Here is a 17,139-nt window from a genome sequence, read left to right as displayed (position 1 = left end):
TAACACATTGATTTCAATTTTAAATTATTTAGAGAGGAAGAGGGGAAACAAAAACTTGAGCTTAGAACCGGAAAATTTATTAGAAATTCGCCAGCGAGTCATTGAAATTGCAAGCTGCTATGGCCTTTTCCAATGCGTTGAGTGTAGCAGTGCTATTCGGAATTTCTTAATTTCTAAAAACGTGCGCGCTAAGCAAATAAAGCTTGATTTAGAAAGGCAAGACTTACCCTGGTCGGTGATTTATGACTTGCGCCGCTCACAGCAAATTGCTACCAATGGCTACCATGAGGCCGTATCACTTATAATAGAAAACGAGGAAATCGTGTTTGATAACATAGATCATAATGGCGTTCTTAAAAAAGACTGGCTAGAAAATTTAACATCCCCTACAATAGAACTAGGTTTAGGTAATTTTAAAATTAAAGAAGAGGAATTTTAACCCCCCTAAAAATTTCAAACCCTATCAGGAGGTAATAGGAAATGCCCAATTTATATCAACTGCTCAATAAAATCAAAAAAGCACCCTCTATGTACTTAGGCCGGCATTCTATAATATGCCTACAAGCATTTTTATCAGGCTATAGCGTCGCTCAGTATGAATTAGGAGAGCAGCCGACTCCACAAGACCTCGACTTTAGAGAATTTCCCGAATGGATTAGAAAAAAATTCAACGTTCAAACGAGCCAATCTTGGGCAAATATCATCCTTTTTTACGCGGAAGACGAAAGCAAAGCACTCGATAGATTTTTTGATCTACTTGAAGAATTTACGAATCGAAACCCTATCGAAACTCCCCTCCAAAATAAAACAATTGACTCTCAAAAAAATGGACAATCCCCAAATATCGAAACCCTGTCTCAGCCAACTTATTAAAAGCTAAAAACTTGATATAGCGACCAGCAAACACCAGTCGCCATATCAAAACTACCCCCTACCTTGTACTGTAATACTCATTCTTCGCATACACACTCAAAACGCAATCCCCAACCTCAAAAAACATCCCTTCCCGTTCATCTTTCGACAAATTCAAATCAGGATACTTCCCTGAAATTTCATCCGCCGTCAACCCCTTAGCCTCCAATTCATCAGGAATCAAACCCGTAGAACCTACATAAAAAACCAGCGGCGAAACTTGCTCACCATACACCTGCTCAGCATACCCTTCTAACTTCTTATTCCCCTCCGTCAAAGCAGCAACAAACTCATCCCGACTCACCGCATCCCCCTTACGTTTCGCCTCCAAAACACGCACCGTATTATCAGCACCAACCTTACCTAAAATTTCCGCCACAACACCCGAATTTTCCAAACCCAGAAAATCATCAAAAATCGCCTTCATCAAATCATCAACTTTTGTGATTTTCGTCCGCGAAGAAAGCTTTTTATGCTCAAAATTCAGCCGCTTATCCATCGCCAGATCAAAACCTGGCTTGTCTATCTTCTCCCCCGTATCCTGATCAGAAACCTCATAAAGCCGGTCTAAAAACTTATTCGCAGAATAAAGCTTACCTAAATTCAAAATCTCCTTACTTCCCACATCAATTTTATAACTCACCCGCGAATCAATCGACCCCTCATTAATCGCCGCTTTCAAATCCTTATACTCCGTCGTCGTCGGAAAATTGATATACAAACTCTTCGACAAATAATGCTGTTTTAACTCCTCGATTTGTTCCCCCGTAAAATCCTCTGACTGTTCCTTCAAATGTGCCGCAAAAACACTCGCAAGCACCTTAATTTTTGCCAACTCCTCAAACACACCCACCGGCACACTATAACGTCCCGTAAACGACACCAAAGGCAAATTCTCCAGCATCACCTCATATTCCCGGCGAAAATCAAACTCCTCCCCATCCAAAACCCCCAACTTCTTCAACGCCTCAAACGCCTTTTTCTGGCTAAACTTCACCTTCAGCGTCTTAACATTCAACTCCCCATCACTCACAACTGTGTAATTATTAAAACTCGATAAATCATTCACCAAAACCCCCGCCACTTCCGTTATTGGAGTCTCATCCTCAACCTTAACCAGTCGCACTTTTCGCGTCACCAACATATTAATAGTAGCCGTATTCTGGTTAATAGAAAACGACCCCATCCGCACATACTCCCCGCCGTCGATGTACTCCATTTTCAGCCAAGGAGTCGTTAAATTGCCCTCCTTATCACGCACCCCCTCAATGCGTTTTACCCCGCGCCGGCGATAATTTTGCTGTAAATGCTTCAGGTTTAAAATAATCCCCTCTGCATTTTCTTCCAAAACTTTCACCAACTCCAAAATCGTCACCTTATCATTCACCTTCACCCCAGACAAAACCTCATGGGATTTTAACAAATCTGGGTTAAAAATCACCGCTTCTAAATCCTGCGTCCAATCAGCAATCTGAGCATTTGTTAAAGCCTTACTGTGCTTTTCTGTCAGCGTTGCATCAAACGTACTCGCCAAAGCATATTTAGCAGTATTCAAATTTCCATCAGCCAAATTTGCCTTCGCAAAAGCAAATAAAATTTCACTTGTTTGCACCACCGGCACATCCAACTTTTCGTACTCATCCTTACTGACTTTCCGATATTTATAAAAAACTCCCTCATCCTCCGGTTTCAAACCACAAATTTTCAAAGTGCTAGAAGAACCCAGAATTTTTTTTGCAGATTTTGACACAAAAACCTGATAATCATATTCCTTAATCAAAGGTTCCTCAATTGCCGGTTTTACCGAACCACCCAACAAACTAGACGTACTATAAAGCGCATCATAAACTTCTTTCACATTCCCTGCTTTCAAACAAACACCCGAAACCAAATTTGCCAACTTAGAAAGCAATTGAAAATCTGCATAACCATAAGAAATGGTATTCAGAAAAACATCCTTACCTTGAAGTTGCCGGCACAACTCCTCAAGCGTCTTTACTTCAACATTAAAACTGGGATCATTTGCATAACCATCTGTATGCAAAGTAATTCCCGTCACCTCTCCTTCTTTCACCAAAGACACCGCCATTTTTAGCCCTTGAGAAATGCAAGTAGAGCCGGTGCTTTCAATCTTTTTAACCTCTGCCAAATAACGAGACTGCGGCTTCATCACCTCCACCACCGGCACTCGTTCAAAATGACAAATTACATCCCCAGACGAAGAATAAGAAATCAGCGAAACCAGCAACTCAAAATTTTGATATTCATCCAGCGTCAAAAGCTTAACTAACATCTCCTTTAACGCCTTAATATCGTAATACATCGACCCCGAACGATCAACAATGATAATATTGTGAGCCACACCCTTTTTTAACTGATCTTCCGGTGGAAATTGAAGCGAATGCCGGTCAACCAAATAAAAATCCTTTTCCTGTCCTGCCAAGTTATAAAGCGTAAATTTGCAGCGATTTTCCGAAACCTTAGCCGGCATATTTTCAGCCGCTATCACCTGAGTCTTAGCCGAAGATTTCTTTGCCATTTGTCCTTCTCTCAACTCATATTTATTATTTTAACAAAAGCCTGATCAGCCCGCCACAAAAAAACCTACTTTCTCGTTAAATTTTTATAAAAAAAACCAACCGATAGATAGCGGTTGGTCTATACATAAAATCCAAAAAATCCACCATAAAATACACAAAACTTATTGACGTTTTTCTGCTTCATCCTGAGCAGTTTCTCCATTTTGCTTATAAAGCGCCGCCCGATTTTGAGCCACATCATAGCGAGGATGAGAAGCCGGCACCGCCGCCATCAAAGCCGAAGCCTGTTCCCACTTTGCCGCAATCACCAACCACTCATCACGACTTTGAGCCTGCTTACCAAGCGCCGAAGTTTGCTCAGCTAAACGTACAGCCTCCGCAAACATATCCCTCGATTGAAGCTTCACCGGCACCGGCTTAGAATTACCAGCAACATTAAGCGGCTTTTCCCCTTCTTTTTGCTCACTCAAACGCAACCCAAAAGAACTATGTAAAACAAAAGCCAACAACAACAAAAGCGCACTAAAACCCAAACCCCCGATCAAAATTCCCCGCCAAAACTGACGCTGTTCTCGCTCAAAAAAAGAAGAACTACCTCCCATTTGCTTTGGTAAACCAAAACCCGCCCTTTTCTCAACAATAATCGGACGTTGAAATAAACGTTTAAACAAACTTGGCTTTTTCAGAGTAATATCATAAAACCACAACAATTGATTTACCGGATCGCGGCTAACTTCATCCAGCCAAAGTAACTGCTGTTCCCGCACAATCCGACTATTAATTCTTACCCGTCGAATATTGGCCGGTTCCAAAGACTCCAAAATCTCCCGAACACGATCAACCAAAAAAGACTTATCCAACTGTTCAGCCTCATGCGCCTCGCACAACAATTGCAGAACTCCCTTTTCCAAAACCGCACGAGTTCGCACACCAGAAGAAGCCAATTTATCATTCAAAACTTGAATAATCGCCGCCACACTACCAGAGCGAGCCTGAGTAAAAATATCATCAATCGGATTTACCATATATGCGCTGCCGGTGTGAATCGCAATACTTGAAAATTGAACTACAGCCAGAAAGCATTCTTATCTGGCTCATTTTTGCCTAAACATAACGAATCATATCTTGATTGTCCATACTTTGATTCAACAGCCCTAAAAATCCCAACCCGCCACAACAGCCCCACAACCCCCATAGCAGTAAAATACAAAAAGGCAATCCACTCAAAAACCACAGACACGCCAAAAAATTCATCCAAAAAAATGACAAAAGTAATACGCGGGCAAATTTTTGTTGTAGACGACAACATCGACACCGATCAAATCATCCCAGCCGAATACCTCACCCTCGTCCCCTCAAAACCCGACGAATACGAAAAACTTGGCAGCTACGCCCTCATCGGCTTACCAGATCGCTACGGCAAATTTATCGAAACCGGCGCCAGCAAAACCCAATACCCGATCATCATTGGCGGTGAAAACTTCGGCTGCGGTTCCTCCCGCGAGCACGCCCCCATCGCCCTCGGAGCCTCTGGTGTGGAAGCCGTCATCGCCCAATCCTACGCCCGCATCTTTTTCCGCAACTGTTCCGCCACCGGCGAACTTTACCCCTGGGAATCCGTAGAAAGGCTTTGCGACGAATTCAAAACCGGCCATGATTGTACCATAGACTTTGAAAAAAATCAAATCATCAACCACACCCTTAACAAAACTTACGAACTCAAACCCCTTGGAGAAGTCGGGCCGGTCATCGAAGCCGGCGGCCTCTTCGCCTACGCCAGACAAACCGGCATGATTGCAGCAAAATAGCCATTAGACATCAACCATAAACCTTGTGGGGCAGGCCGGAAAGCCTGCCTTTGAAGAAATCACTATTTGTCAAATAACAAATGACTTAAGAGTTATAACAAACGTTTACGGCAAACCTACAACTTGCTATCATTTAGGGGCTATTTGTAAAGAATTGTCTAAAATTTACCCTCATGTTGTTGAAATCTACAACCCGTCACATCCACATATTTACCGCCGAAGTCAAAAACGGCGAATTAGTAGACAACGAGCAAATGCTCACCCTAGACGTTGATCCAGACAACGAACTGAACTGGAACGACAACGCCCTGCAACAGGTTTATCGTAAATTTGACGAATTAGTAGAAAGCTACAACTCAGAAGACTTGACCGAATATAATATGCGCCGCATCGGTTCAGATTTAGAGCACTTTGTGCGAACCCTCTTGCAAACCGGCCAAATAAGCTACAACCTCAATAGCCGAGTCCTAAACTACAGCTTAGGAGTCCCCCAAGTAGTCACAGAGCAAAGCTAAACCTGTAGTTGGCCGGCCTCCCAACCCCAAAACAGGCCGGCTAAACCTGCTTACGCTGCATAAACTGCTTATGAGCAACTTGGCGGTTTGCCATAAACCGGCTCCAAAAACCAGGCAAAAACTCATCCATCGTTTCCGAAAGCACCCAAGTGCTCAACCGCATCATCTCAGAATTCATTTTTCCAGACTGCCTAAGAGCCGCAATCATTTTCGCCATCTCCTCAGTTTCGGCCCACTCCGGCACATCAAAACAATCCCATTCAGAATCTGCCATAACTGCCCCAACTCCTGCTTTTTAAGCTTTCATCCAAAAACTGCTACACATAAAATTATAAAATAACCACTCTATAAGACTTTGAAAAAACCCCATATAAACTATAAAAACTAAAAACTCATCAAATGAGCCCTTTTGCCCAACCAAGTAGCAATCAAAAGTCGCATTAAAATTACAATTAATGGGCTGAGTCCTTGAGACAGCCAGCAAAACCAAGCCGGCTGAGTAGCAAACAACTATATATAGACTAACTTTATTTTTAAAAAAAGCTCAACAAACAACCAGAAATTCAACTCCTCGCTCCCAACAAAGAGATCAAACCCCCATGCAACCACCCGCTGCAACAATATACTGCCCCAACCCCGCTTGTGAGACAGCCAACTCTGAAACGCAAAAATTTTGTCAAAAATGCGGAAACCCCTTACCCAAACGCTACCTGTGGGCAATAGGCTCTCCTATAAACCACATCAAACCAGCCGAATTAATAGCAGATCGCTACCTTTTCAAAACCGAGCAGATTTTACTCGATACCAAACCAGGATTGCTACCAAACATTAGCGAAAACATTCCCCAAGAAATCACACCCTACCTGAGACTATTTCCATACCGGCTCCACATCCCCCAACTCTACGGCCAACTACCCACCAGAGAAAACACAAAAAACCCAATCTGGCTACTCGAACAAGCCCCCATCGACAACAAAAAAATTAATATCATAGCCAGTGAGACGCAGCAACCAACCGGCCACAAACACCCAAAAACAATATTACACCCTCCCCTCAGTCGCGCTTGGAAACACGGCAGCCCCATGCGCCAACTTAACTGGCTGTGGCAAATCGCCCAACTGTGGGAACCCCTGAACAAAGAAGGAGCAGCCTCAAGCTTATTCAACCCACACCTACTAAGAGCCGAAGGGCAACTTGTCCGCTTATTGCAACTCCAACTACAACCAACAACATCGCCCCTATCTCAACTCGGAGAACTATGGTTGCAATGGGTAAGCGAAAGCCAACCCCAAATCGCCCCCTTTTTAGAAAAACTCAGCCATAGCCTCATCCAAGCCGAAATACAAACAAGCAGTCACCTGGTCAACATACTCGACCGCGCCTTACAGCGAGCAGCCATAAGCCAAGAACGCAGCTATCAACTAGCAACCCGCACAGACACCGGCCCCACCCGTAGACGCAACGAAGACGCCTGTTATCCCAACCCCGGACACGATCAAAAATCCCCCACAGACCCCCTGGTGATCGTATGCGATGGAATTGGCGGCCATGAAGGCGGCAACGTCGCCAGCCGGTGCGCCATCGATACCATCCGCCACCGCCTAGCCAGCCTGAAATCAAATTTAGCCTCCCTCAGTGCCCCCAGCCTGATCGGCGAACTTGAAAGAGCCACCTGTATCGCCAACGACGAAATCAGCGACCGCAACAACGACGAACAGCGTCTAGGCCGGCAGCGGATGGGAACCACCCTCGTTATGGCCCTCGCCAAAAACCACGAAGTTTATATCACCCACGTTGGCGACAGTCGCGCCTACTGGATCTCTCCAACCGGCTGCTATCAAGTCACCCTCGACGATGATATGGCAACCCGCGAAGTGCGGCTGGGTTACGCCTTCTACCGTGATGCCGTCGAACAACCCGCCGCCGGCTCATTAGTACAAGCCTTGGGAATGGCCAGTTCAGGACTGCTCCATCCCAGCGTCAGCCGATTTATTATCGACGAAAATGCGATTTTTTTACTTTGCTCTGACGGATTAAGCGATAATGACCGCGTTGATCAATGTTGGGAAAGCGAACTCGCACCGGTTTTAAAAGGCAACACCGATCTCGCCACCGCAGCCTCCCGATTAATTGAAGTTGCCAATAAAGAAAACGGTCACGATAATGTTACCGTTGGCTTGCTTTACTGTCGTGTCAAAGATAATCCCAATGCCGGTGTTTTCTCCAACCTGCTACTTTCCGACTTAGAAACTGCTGTCCAAAACCCAGAAAATCTGTCCCATCCGGCAGGACATCACAGCCAACACACTGCCAACACCGTTTTATCCACAGCCACCACCCAACTTATACCCCGTTCTCCCTCTCCAACGTCGGGCGGAGGCTTTAAAAGTCCCCTTCCTTGGTTATTAGCAATTGCTGCACTGTTGGGGATTCCTGTTTTAGCCTACTTTACCTTGCCCGAATTACAAGAAAAAATTAATCCCTTAATTGGGCGTCCAGCCACTTCTACCACTGCTGCTTCGCCCGTCGCACCAAATACTGAGGTTTCTCCAACATCTTTAGAAGCCGGTGCAATTATCCGAACACAACTGCCTTCCCCAGAGGCCGGTTCTACCCAAACTGAAATTGAGCCAAGTCAAATTGAGCGAAGTCGAAATTTACAAGTATTTGCCAAAGCCGGCGGAACCGAAACTTTAGGAACTCTCTCCACCGGCAGCATTTTAAAAATTCTCGAAAAACAGCCTCTTAATGGCATCAACTGGTTAAACGTACAAGTCTGCTGGCTGCATCCCCATCAAAAAAACTTCAACGCCAAAATTCAACCAACCCCAGAAAACAAACCGGCATCTATAAGTAAAAAACTTTCCCCAACCCGGACAAATGCCCAAATAGCAGCAACCCCTAAACCAGAACTGCCAATACCCTCTCCCGGCTTAAATGTCGGTGAGACAGGATGGGTGCGAGAAGACGAACTTTTACCCCTCGTCGTTAACGACAATCTCAACCCACAAGATTTATCCCCCGAAATTCAAGCTCAATGCGCCACCACACCCTAATCCCCCCAAACCGACATCCCCCTTAAAGCCCCACCAATAAACAAAGCAAAAGCGCTTCTGTCCACTCCACCACAGCCCCATAAGTATCGCCCGTGTGACCGCCTAACTTATAGTTAAACCAAGCGCCGGTGAGAATAGCAATAGCACCCCCCCCTAACGCCATCCCCACCGCCACCAACCACTGACTCGGATAGAAAAAAATTTGTACAGCACTTAAAAGCAAAAGTAATACAAGTCCGGGTAACAAATCAAAAGGACTAGCCCCATCTTTATGAAAAGCCCCTTTACCCGTCGGTTTAAGATAAGGATAACGGTTAATCGCCACCAATTGTCCCCACCGGCCCCACCCAGCCGCCGCCATCAAAGCCAAAACCCGACTGCCATCAAGATCATGCAAAGCCGAAGTTTTCAGCAACAACAAAGCAATTGCAGCCATCGCCCCATAAGCGCCGGTGACACTATCTGCCATCGCTTGTAAACGCTTTTGGGGGTCTGGCACCGCAAGCCCATCGGCGCTATCCATGACACCATCTAAATGTAGCCCCCCGGTGATGGCAATCCAAAGCACCACCACCAAGGCAGACCGAGTCAGCACCGGCATTCCAAGCTGTTGCAAACCCATATCCACTAGCCCTAAAATTCCCCCCAGCAGTATCCCAATCATCGGCGCAAAACGCGCAATACCTCGAAATTCCAAAGTCACTGCGGGCGGCAGCGGTAAACAGGTATAAAATGCTATAGCTGCTGCGAAAATTTGGGTGCAGCGGTGGAAAAATTCAACAACTATGCCAACTGCTCTGTCAATCTCTGCCATATCAAAAAATCCTTTTTTTCCGTAGGAATACGGGGCTCTAATACCTTGACCTGTGCCAGAATTGTACCCATAACACCTGTCCGTTGCCCGTTGCTCTCGTGTGGCAAAAGTGCTTGAACTGTTTCCCCTACTAGGGCGATCATACGAATACCACTGATTACAACGGCTGTTGGATCTGACCCCAGAGGCTTTTTTACCATGAATTGCGATCCATCAAATATAATGATGCCTGCTCCCTGTATTGTCGAAACCGGCATTTTAGTTAACAAACAAGATATCCGCCGCTTGCTTGCTGATTTAGGCCGTGTCCGCTACATCCATATTCAGGATGGAAAATGCCACCGCCAAGGAGAAGGTTTTATCCTTGAGGTATTTGCCGATAGAGACCAATCCACGATCATCGCTAATCACGCTTTGTATCTCAATGTTTACAGTTTTGATTATTTAGAGCTTAAAGTTTCTCCTACCAAGGAGACTTATTTCGATTTAATTCAAGAAAATCGCCAGTTGCGATTAATTCCTTTGTCTAATCCTCTCCAAGAACGCGACAATAACCATTTGAGTGCATCGGCTATTTCAGCGGTTTTGACTGAAGTTCTCACCGCTAAGTTAGATGCGGAAATGGATGATGAAGGCACTTTGCCGTTTTGAGTTTAATACTAAGAATTTTGATAAATTTAGGTTGAAGCACGATGGCGGGAGCCTTTGAATTTGAATGTTTGGCTCAATGCAGTCAAACAAATGCACGCGTCGGTGTTTTTTCGACGCCACACGGGCCAGTTGAAACGCCTTGTTTTATGCCGGTGGGTACACTGGCAACGGTTAAAGCGGTGACTCCTGACCAGCTTGTGGCTGCCGGTGCGGGGATGATTTTAGGCAATACTTATCATTTACACCTCCAACCAGGTGAAAATCTTGTCGCGGCTGCGGGGGGTTTACATCAATTTATGAGTTGGAAGGGCCCGATTTTGACCGATTCGGGGGGCTTTCAGGTGTTTAGTTTAAGCGCATTACGCACAATTACGGAGGAGGGTGTGAAGTTTCGCTCTCCCCGCGATGGTCGTATGATTGACATTACGCCAGAAAAGTCTATCCAAATTCAAAATCAATTGGGCGCGGATGTGATTATGGCCTTTGATGAGTGTCCGCCTTATCCCGCGACGCGAGAACAAGTGGAACTGGCAACGGAACGGACTTACCGCTGGTTAAAGCGATGTATAAGCGCTCACAATCGATCTGATCAAGCATTGTTTGGCATTGTTCAGGGGGGTATATATCCCGATTTGCGGGCAAAAGCTGCTGTTGAACTCACTAAGTTAGATTTGCCTGGCTATGCAATTGGGGGGGTAAGTGTGGGAGAACCGGCAGAGTTTATCCCGCATATTGTTAATGCAACAGCACCGTTATTGCCAAAGTCAAAACCGCGTTATTTGATGGGGGTGGGAACTTATCGGGAAATGGCGCGGGCTGTGGCAGCCGGTGTTGATATGTTTGATTGCGTGATTCCGACTCGTTTAGCCCGTCACGGCGCAGTTATGGTGCAGGGGGAACGCTGGAATATCAAAAACGCCAAATTTCGGGACGATTTTCAACCGCTTGATGAAACTTGCCCTTGCTATACTTGCCAAAATTTTAGTCGGGCATACCTTTCTCATCTTGTGCGAAGTGGAGAAATTTTAGCTCACGTTTTATTATCTATTCATAATCTAACGGAGTTGATACACTTTAACAAGCGGATGCGGAAGGCGATTCAAGAAGACCGGTTTGCCAGCGAATTTTCCCGATGGTTAAGGGATGATGCGATGGTGGAAAGCGAGCGGTGAAGATGAACCGGCAGCCGTCAAGCGGGCAAAACCACACAGAGTATAAAAGGGGAAATCTAAAACAGTAGGCCGGTGCAGAGCGTTTCGGCTCATGTTAAGATCCATGTCGATTATTAATAAAACTGTGTTGGAGAGCAATCAATGCAAGCAGCGATGTTATTGGCAAAATTGCCCGAAGCTTACTCGATTTTTGATCCGCTGGTAGATGTTCTGCCAATTATCCCCGTATTTTTCTTGCTGCTGGCCTTTGTGTGGCAAGCAGCCGTTGGTTTCCGCTAAAAAGCTGTGGGTGGGGGTTGAAAGCGGGGGGTATCTTGAAAGCAGGTACTGCTCGCCCCTAAGACATTTGGGGCACCCAGCAGGGACTCCCATAAAATCTCCCCCCGTCCCCTTGTCCTCAAAGATGCCTACTTACTACGGGCACCGATAGCTTTTTGGAAACCAGGACGCTCAGAGATGCGCTGGATATAATTAACGACAGCCGGATAGGCACTGAGGTCAAGTTTGAGCATCATGGGGATATAAGCCAAAATAGAGCCAACGGCGACATCCGCCACACTAAACTCATTCCCCAACACAAAAGCTTGTTGCTCAAAAAGTTGATTGAGAGGAGTTAAAAGTTGGCGCTGTTCGCGGTCTCGGCTGGCTTCAACAAAAATACCTGGCCCCAGAGTAGCATTAGCAAAAAGTACCCATTGAGTGATTTCAGCCCGTCCTTCTAAAGAGTCGGGCATTTTGCCGTATTTTTCCGCAAGATAAATGAGGATGGCGCCCGATTCCCAGAGTTTAAAATTTTCATCGACAATGGCCGGTACCTTGCCCATAGGATTGATAGCCAAGAATGCCGGTTCAAGATGTTCACCGGCCCCCATATCAAGCAAGACAAATTCGTAAGGGACGGAGATTTCTTCTAAATACCATTGGACAATAGAAGCCCGACTGCGTGCGCCGCCATAAAGTTTTAACACAAATTTAAACCTTCTCCTTAAATACACCGATTATGATGGTAAAGCAATTGGGGCAATACCGCCGAGTGTCAGGAGAGCTTTTGTGCGTGGCGTTCTCAAACTAACAGCGCAATTGAGCGAAAAAATTAAAAACAAAAAATAATCGTAGAGAAAATACTGATGCCCTAGACAACAGAGCCGGTGTAATCTGAATGAAGCCTGTTCTCAGTTGCGCCTGCGGCATAAGTTGCCGGTGTGCCAGTAGACGATAGTCCTCTTGGCATCTTCAACCGAGCCGCGCTTTAAAAAGAGACCAAAGGATTGTTTTTTCAATAAGCTTGACGCTCCTGTTACATATACTACTTGTCATGGGAACTCTTAAAAGGAGAGTAGTTTTGAGACTCAGAGGAAATTGAAAACCTCTATCAGAAAACTATCCTTTGAGCTTCAATGACCGATAAGTTTTGTGGAGCATCGACCTCAAAGCGTTGCGGTTGCCTTTACTAGCTCACGCTTTGCCAAAAAGTCTCTTGCATTCCCGGCAACCGAAAAAAACAAGAGTCCTTGACATAACAAGCCTTTGTTGTTAGAAAGGCAACGCTAATGGCAAACAGAGGTGCTGGGCAAAATGACATTGGATAAACAGCCAATGACACAAGCCTTGACTCCTAGAGCCAGACTACCACCCGATGGAAACCTTGGCTATGCAGGCACATACCGTGCAACTGACGGAGCTACCGACCCCTAATGATAAGCTGGGGCAACAAATTGCTCAGACGATCCAGACCAGTGCTGATCGGTCGAGTTTGCTGAGCGAAATAGCTTGTGCTATTGGGGAAGCATTTGGCTTAGACGGCTGCCTGATTGTAGTGAGAGACAGCCGACTGGTGGAAGATAGCTCAGTTAGCGTCTTAGAGCACTCCTGTGGCAGTCAACTGGGCTTGACGTTTCAAATGCTCGACGGCCACCCCAGCCAACTGATCGGCCTAGTGTCTTCACGGGCGACGCTGAAAGATGAAACAAGGGCGATAGTGACTCTGCTGGAAGAGAACGACTTTGTAGCGATTGACGATCTCGGCGTGAACGGATGCAATGTTGCTCTGAGACATTTTTGGGAAACCTTAGAAGCGCAAGCGGTTTTGGCGATAAAAACAGAAATGCAAGGTTTTGTGAATGGAGGGATTGCGCTGATGCGTCACACGCCTTATTGTTGGACAGATTCAGACAAGGAATTACTTAAAACTGTGTCAGATCAAGTGGCGGTTGCTATCTCTCAAGTGGTCGATAAAAGAGCAATTGGGACATTACAACAACAGGTGGGCGCTTTTACCGAACACCGCAACCTGATCGAACGGTTAACTATGGCCATCCACAACGCCCTCGACCTCAATCAAATCTTGCAATTGGCTATCGACGGGATAGCAGAAACTTTTCGGGTTAATCAAGGTTTGGTGCTGCTTTTAAAATATATCGATCCGCTGTTTGCAACTCGAATGGCCTGCGGTGATGGGAAATTAACGACACCCCAGGCGAAACGTTTGCCAAAAGCAAAGGTGACGGTGGCTTCGGTTTCGCCTGTAGTTCAGCTTAATTCTCAGGGAGAATCGCTTTTAAATCAGTCGTTTTGGGTGTCGGATTGTGCTTTGTGTTCGATGGCGTTTACGGATGGCCCATTACCGCTGGTGATTGCTGACAAAAGGGAGTTGTTAAGCTCTTATTCTGGGGTAGAGGTGGCGTCAATTTTTAGCCCACAGGTTTTTCCGGCGCTTTTGTTGGTGCCGCTGATGGGGATGTCTACCGGCTCTTCTGGTGGGGGTACGGTGTTGGGGTTTTTGGCTTTGCAACATGATTCTCCGCGTTTTTGGGCGCCGGAGGAGTTAGAGTTGGTGGAGTTGATTGCGGCTCAGCTAAGTACGGCGATTATCCAAACTCAAACGATGCAGCACGTTCAAGCTTTGGTGGAGGAACGCACGGCGCAGTTACAGCGTTCTTTGGAGGTGCAGGCAAAACTTTATGAAAAAACTCGTCAGCAAATTGACCAATTACGTCGCTTAAATCAGCTAAAAGATGAGTTCTTGGCGACGATGAGCCATGAGTTGCGAACTCCTCTAACGAGTATGCGGATGGCAATTCAGATGTTGCGTCAGCCTGGTTTGCCGGAAGACCGGCGCGGTAAGTATTTGGATATTCTTGAACAACAGTGCCTTCAGGAAACTTCTCTGATTAATGATTTGCTGACGCTGCAAAAGCTGGAATCTAATTCGGAAAAGCTGCAATTGCAAAAGGTCAACTTGATTGATTTAATTGCGGAGCTTAGCGAGTCTTTTGAGCGAAACTGGGGGTCGAAAAAGTTAAAATTATCGGTCAATTTGCCTAAACGCTCTGTGAAGTTGGAAACTGATCGCGATAGTTTGTATCGCATTCTCGAAGAATTGCTGACCAATGCTGGCAAGTATTCTGATCCGGGGACGACGGTGGTTTTACGGGCTAAGTCTTGTGTCTGTGATGGTAATGCTGTTGTTGTTCTGAGTTTGTCTAATACGGGCCGGGGAATTTCTGCTTCTGAGTTGCCTTATATTTTTGATAAGTTCCGTCGGGGTCAAGGGGTGACTCAGCAGGCTATTGCTGGGACGGGTTTGGGTTTGGCTTTGGTTAAGTCTCTTGTTCAGCATTTGAATGGTTCGATTAATGTGTCTAGTGAACCTTCTGCTGAGGGTGTGGCTTGGGAAACTTGTTTTACTCTGACTTTGCCGCAGGTGTTTGATTGCAGTAAGGTGTAGGATGAGCGGCTTTGTGAATGCCGGTGGTGGTCTGGAGTATGTTTGTTTTTCACTATCGATGAATACAGATAAACACCGATCAAGGTTGATCGTTCTTGCGGGTTAATGTAGTTGGTGCATAGGGATGAGTAGAAATCTGGGAAGAAGGCCGTTACAATTTGTTGCAAGGTTTTTTTTTGGTGATTGGGTAAGCGGCTTTTTCTATGCTTAAAACGAATGCAGCGCCAAAACGGTTACGCTGGCAACGCTCTAAATATTCGCCTCTGGCCCGTCAAAAGGATGTTTTTGTGGCGGCTGGTAGGTTTATGTTTTATTTGTGGTGGGATGGGTTTGTTCAAAATAAGTCGCCGAAGATAAAACGCCGTCGCGCTCGCTGGTTGGTTAAAACGATTTTGGATTTGGGGCCGACTTTTATTAAAATCGGTCAGGCGCTTTCAACTCGTGCTGATATTTTGCCTTTGGAATATGTGGAAGAGTTATCCACTTTACAGGATAGTGTGCCGCCTTTTAGTCCTGATGAAGCAATTCGGTTGATTGAGTTGGAGTTGGGTAAGCCTGTTTATGTTTTATACCGCGATTTTGACCCGATTCCTCTGGCGGCGGCTTCTTTGGGTCAGGTTCATAAGGCTCGTTTGCACACCGGCGAGGATGTGGTGGTGAAGGTTCAGCGTCCGGGTTTGCAACGTTTGTTTGATGTGGATGTTAAGGCGGTTCATAAGGTTTTGCGTTTTGTTGAAGGTTATTTTCCGGGTTCTCGCAAGTATGATTTAGAGGCGATTTATCAGGAGTTTTTTAAGATTTTATATCAAGAAATTGATTATATCCAAGAAGGTAAAAATGCTGATCGTTTTCGGGAAAATTTTAAGGCATATCCGGGGATTGTTGTTCCTAAAGTTTACTGGGAATATACTTCTACAAAAATTTTGACGGTGGAGTATAAACCGGGTATTAAGGTGGATGACCGGCAAAGTTTGCTGGCTTTGGGTTTGGATACTAAGCGGTTAAATCAAATTGGAATTTGTTGTTATTTAAAACAGTTGTTGCTGGATGGTTTTTTTCAGGCTGATCCTCATCCGGGGAATATGGCGGTTTCTGGTGATGGCCGGTTGATTTTTTATGATTTTGGGATGATGGGGGAGGTGAAGTCTCTGGCAAAAGACCAAATGGTGCGGGCTTTTTTTGCGGTTCTTAAAAAGGATACGGATGAGGTTTTGGATACTTTGATGAAAATGGGTTTGCTTGAGCCGGTTACGGATCAAATGCCGGTGCGGCGGTTGATAAGTTTTTTGCTGGATAAGTTTACGGAAAAGCCGATAGATTTTCAGGCGTTTAATGAAATTAAAACTGAGTTATATTTGATGTTTGAACAGCAGCCTTTTCGGTTGCCGGCTCAGATGACTTTTATTTTAAAGTCTTTGACTACTTTGGATGGTATTGCTCGCTCTCTTGATCCTGAATATAATTTAGTGGCTGCGGCTCAACCTTTTGTAAGGAGTATTACGGTTTCTCAAAAAGGACGTGCCGGTGCGGTTGGGGAGTTGGCTCGTCAAGCTAAAGAGTTAATTGTTTATCGTTTAAATAAACCGAGTCGTACGGAGGTTTGGTTAAGGAGTTTTGAGCGCCGGTTGGAGGAGGGAGAGTTAAAGGTGCGGGTGCGTGCTGTGGAAAGTGAACGCACTTTGAAGCGGATTAATTTGGCGATTAAGAGTTTAATTTATGCTTGTTTGGCGGGGTTTGCTTTTTTGGCCGGTGCGGTTTTATTGGTAGGGAAATATAATACTTTGGCGATGGGAGTTTTTGTTTTTGCGGGGGTGGTTTTTGTGATTTTAATTCATTCTTTGTTTGTTTTGAAGGTTAAGGAGAACCTGGATAATTTGGCAGAAAAGTAAGCCTTGGAAAGCTGTAAAAAAAATAGGGCCGGCTATTCGCCAACCCTACTTTTTT

Annotated in this window: 15 protein-coding genes; 10 read left to right on the top strand and 5 right to left on the bottom strand. The window is 45.5% G+C overall.

What is annotated here, in order from left to right:
- Window positions 1-55: 55 nt before the first annotated feature.
- Both NG798_RS04735 and NG798_RS04730 read left to right on the top strand, forming a co-directional pair.
- Window positions 56-439 carry a papain fold toxin domain-containing protein gene (locus NG798_RS04735; protein WP_261220661.1) on the top strand — a complete coding sequence of 128 codons (384 nt, stop codon included), beginning with the start codon at window positions 56-58 and terminating at the stop codon, window positions 437-439.
- A 41-nt stretch (window positions 440-480) separates the two neighbouring features.
- Window positions 481-873 (top strand): hypothetical protein, encoded by a 393-nt coding sequence (locus NG798_RS04730; protein WP_261220660.1) that lies wholly within the window; start codon window positions 481-483, stop codon window positions 871-873.
- Between the two features lie 58 nt (window positions 874-931).
- Here NG798_RS04730 and NG798_RS04725 read toward each other — a convergent pair whose 3' ends face one another.
- Both NG798_RS04725 and NG798_RS04720 read right to left on the bottom strand, forming a co-directional pair.
- Entirely contained in the window at window positions 932-3,451 is a 2,520-nt protein-coding gene (locus NG798_RS04725; protein WP_261220659.1) for a VWA domain-containing protein, read from the bottom strand.
- A 162-nt stretch (window positions 3,452-3,613) separates the two neighbouring features.
- Complete coding sequence (locus tag NG798_RS04720; protein WP_261220658.1) at window positions 3,614-4,477, bottom strand: hypothetical protein; 864 nt, start codon at window positions 4,475-4,477, stop codon at window positions 3,614-3,616.
- 237 nt (window positions 4,478-4,714) lie between these two features.
- Between NG798_RS04720 and NG798_RS04715 the strand changes: the two genes are divergently transcribed.
- Together NG798_RS04715 and NG798_RS04710 are read left to right on the top strand one after the other, a co-directional pair.
- The gene (locus NG798_RS04715) at window positions 4,715-5,260 is read left to right on the top strand and encodes a 3-isopropylmalate dehydratase (protein WP_261220657.1); all 546 of its coding nucleotides are present in this window, start codon (window positions 4,715-4,717) and stop codon (window positions 5,258-5,260) included.
- 173 nt (window positions 5,261-5,433) lie between these two features.
- Window positions 5,434-5,775 carry an NAD(P)H-quinone oxidoreductase subunit M gene (locus NG798_RS04710; protein WP_261220656.1) on the top strand — a complete coding sequence of 114 codons (342 nt, stop codon included), beginning with the start codon at window positions 5,434-5,436 and terminating at the stop codon, window positions 5,773-5,775.
- Between the two features lie 40 nt (window positions 5,776-5,815).
- Here NG798_RS04710 and NG798_RS04705 read toward each other — a convergent pair whose 3' ends face one another.
- The gene (locus NG798_RS04705) at window positions 5,816-6,049 is read right to left on the bottom strand and encodes a hypothetical protein (protein ID WP_261220655.1); all 234 of its coding nucleotides are present in this window, start codon (window positions 6,047-6,049) and stop codon (window positions 5,816-5,818) included.
- A gap of 325 nt (window positions 6,050-6,374) precedes the next feature.
- Here NG798_RS04705 and NG798_RS04700 point away from each other — a divergent pair, with 325 nt between their 5' ends.
- Window positions 6,375-8,831 carry a zinc ribbon domain-containing protein gene (locus NG798_RS04700; protein ID WP_261220654.1) on the top strand — a complete coding sequence of 819 codons (2,457 nt, stop codon included), beginning with the start codon at window positions 6,375-6,377 and terminating at the stop codon, window positions 8,829-8,831.
- Window positions 8,832-8,853: 22 nt separating this feature from the next.
- Here NG798_RS04700 and cobS read toward each other — a convergent pair whose 3' ends face one another.
- The gene (gene cobS / locus NG798_RS04695; RefSeq protein ID WP_261220653.1) at window positions 8,854-9,645 is read right to left on the bottom strand and encodes an adenosylcobinamide-GDP ribazoletransferase; all 792 of its coding nucleotides are present in this window, start codon (window positions 9,643-9,645) and stop codon (window positions 8,854-8,856) included.
- Window positions 9,646-9,843: 198 nt separating this feature from the next.
- On the opposite strand from cobS, the gene NG798_RS04690 reads away from it, so the two are divergent.
- The 3 genes from NG798_RS04690 (at window position 9,844) to NG798_RS04680 (ending at window position 11,747) form a co-directional block, all read left to right on the top strand.
- A complete protein-coding gene (locus tag NG798_RS04690; RefSeq protein ID WP_261220652.1) occupies window positions 9,844-10,296 on the top strand; it encodes an RNA-binding protein in 453 nt (150 codons plus the stop codon).
- A 41-nt stretch (window positions 10,297-10,337) separates the two neighbouring features.
- Window positions 10,338-11,468, top strand: a complete 1,131-nt coding sequence (gene tgt, locus NG798_RS04685) for a tRNA guanosine(34) transglycosylase Tgt (protein WP_261220651.1) — start codon at window positions 10,338-10,340, stop codon at window positions 11,466-11,468.
- Between the two features lie 141 nt (window positions 11,469-11,609).
- On the top strand, window positions 11,610-11,747 hold the full coding sequence (locus NG798_RS04680) for a photosystem II reaction center protein K (RefSeq protein WP_261220650.1): 138 nt from the start codon (window positions 11,610-11,612) through the stop codon (window positions 11,745-11,747).
- Window positions 11,748-11,875: 128 nt separating this feature from the next.
- Here the strand turns inward: NG798_RS04680 and NG798_RS04675 are convergent, their stop codons facing one another.
- A complete protein-coding gene (locus NG798_RS04675; protein WP_261220649.1) occupies window positions 11,876-12,436 on the bottom strand; it encodes a glutathione S-transferase family protein in 561 nt (186 codons plus the stop codon).
- A 683-nt stretch (window positions 12,437-13,119) separates the two neighbouring features.
- Between NG798_RS04675 and NG798_RS04670 the strand changes: the two genes are divergently transcribed.
- Window positions 13,120-15,195 (top strand): ATP-binding protein, encoded by a 2,076-nt coding sequence (locus NG798_RS04670; protein ID WP_261220648.1) that lies wholly within the window; start codon window positions 13,120-13,122, stop codon window positions 15,193-15,195.
- Window positions 15,196-15,398: 203 nt separating this feature from the next.
- A complete protein-coding gene (locus NG798_RS04665) occupies window positions 15,399-17,084 on the top strand; it encodes an AarF/ABC1/UbiB kinase family protein (protein WP_261220647.1) in 1,686 nt (561 codons plus the stop codon).
- Window positions 17,085-17,139: the final 55 nt, after the last annotated feature.

Source organism: Ancylothrix sp. D3o (assembly GCF_025370775.1).
In the GTDB taxonomy this organism is placed as follows: Bacteria; Cyanobacteriota; Cyanobacteriia; order Cyanobacteriales; family Oscillatoriaceae; genus Ancylothrix.
The sequence above is the reverse complement of the archived record's forward strand: the minus strand, read 5'-3'. Positions and strand labels throughout refer to the sequence as shown.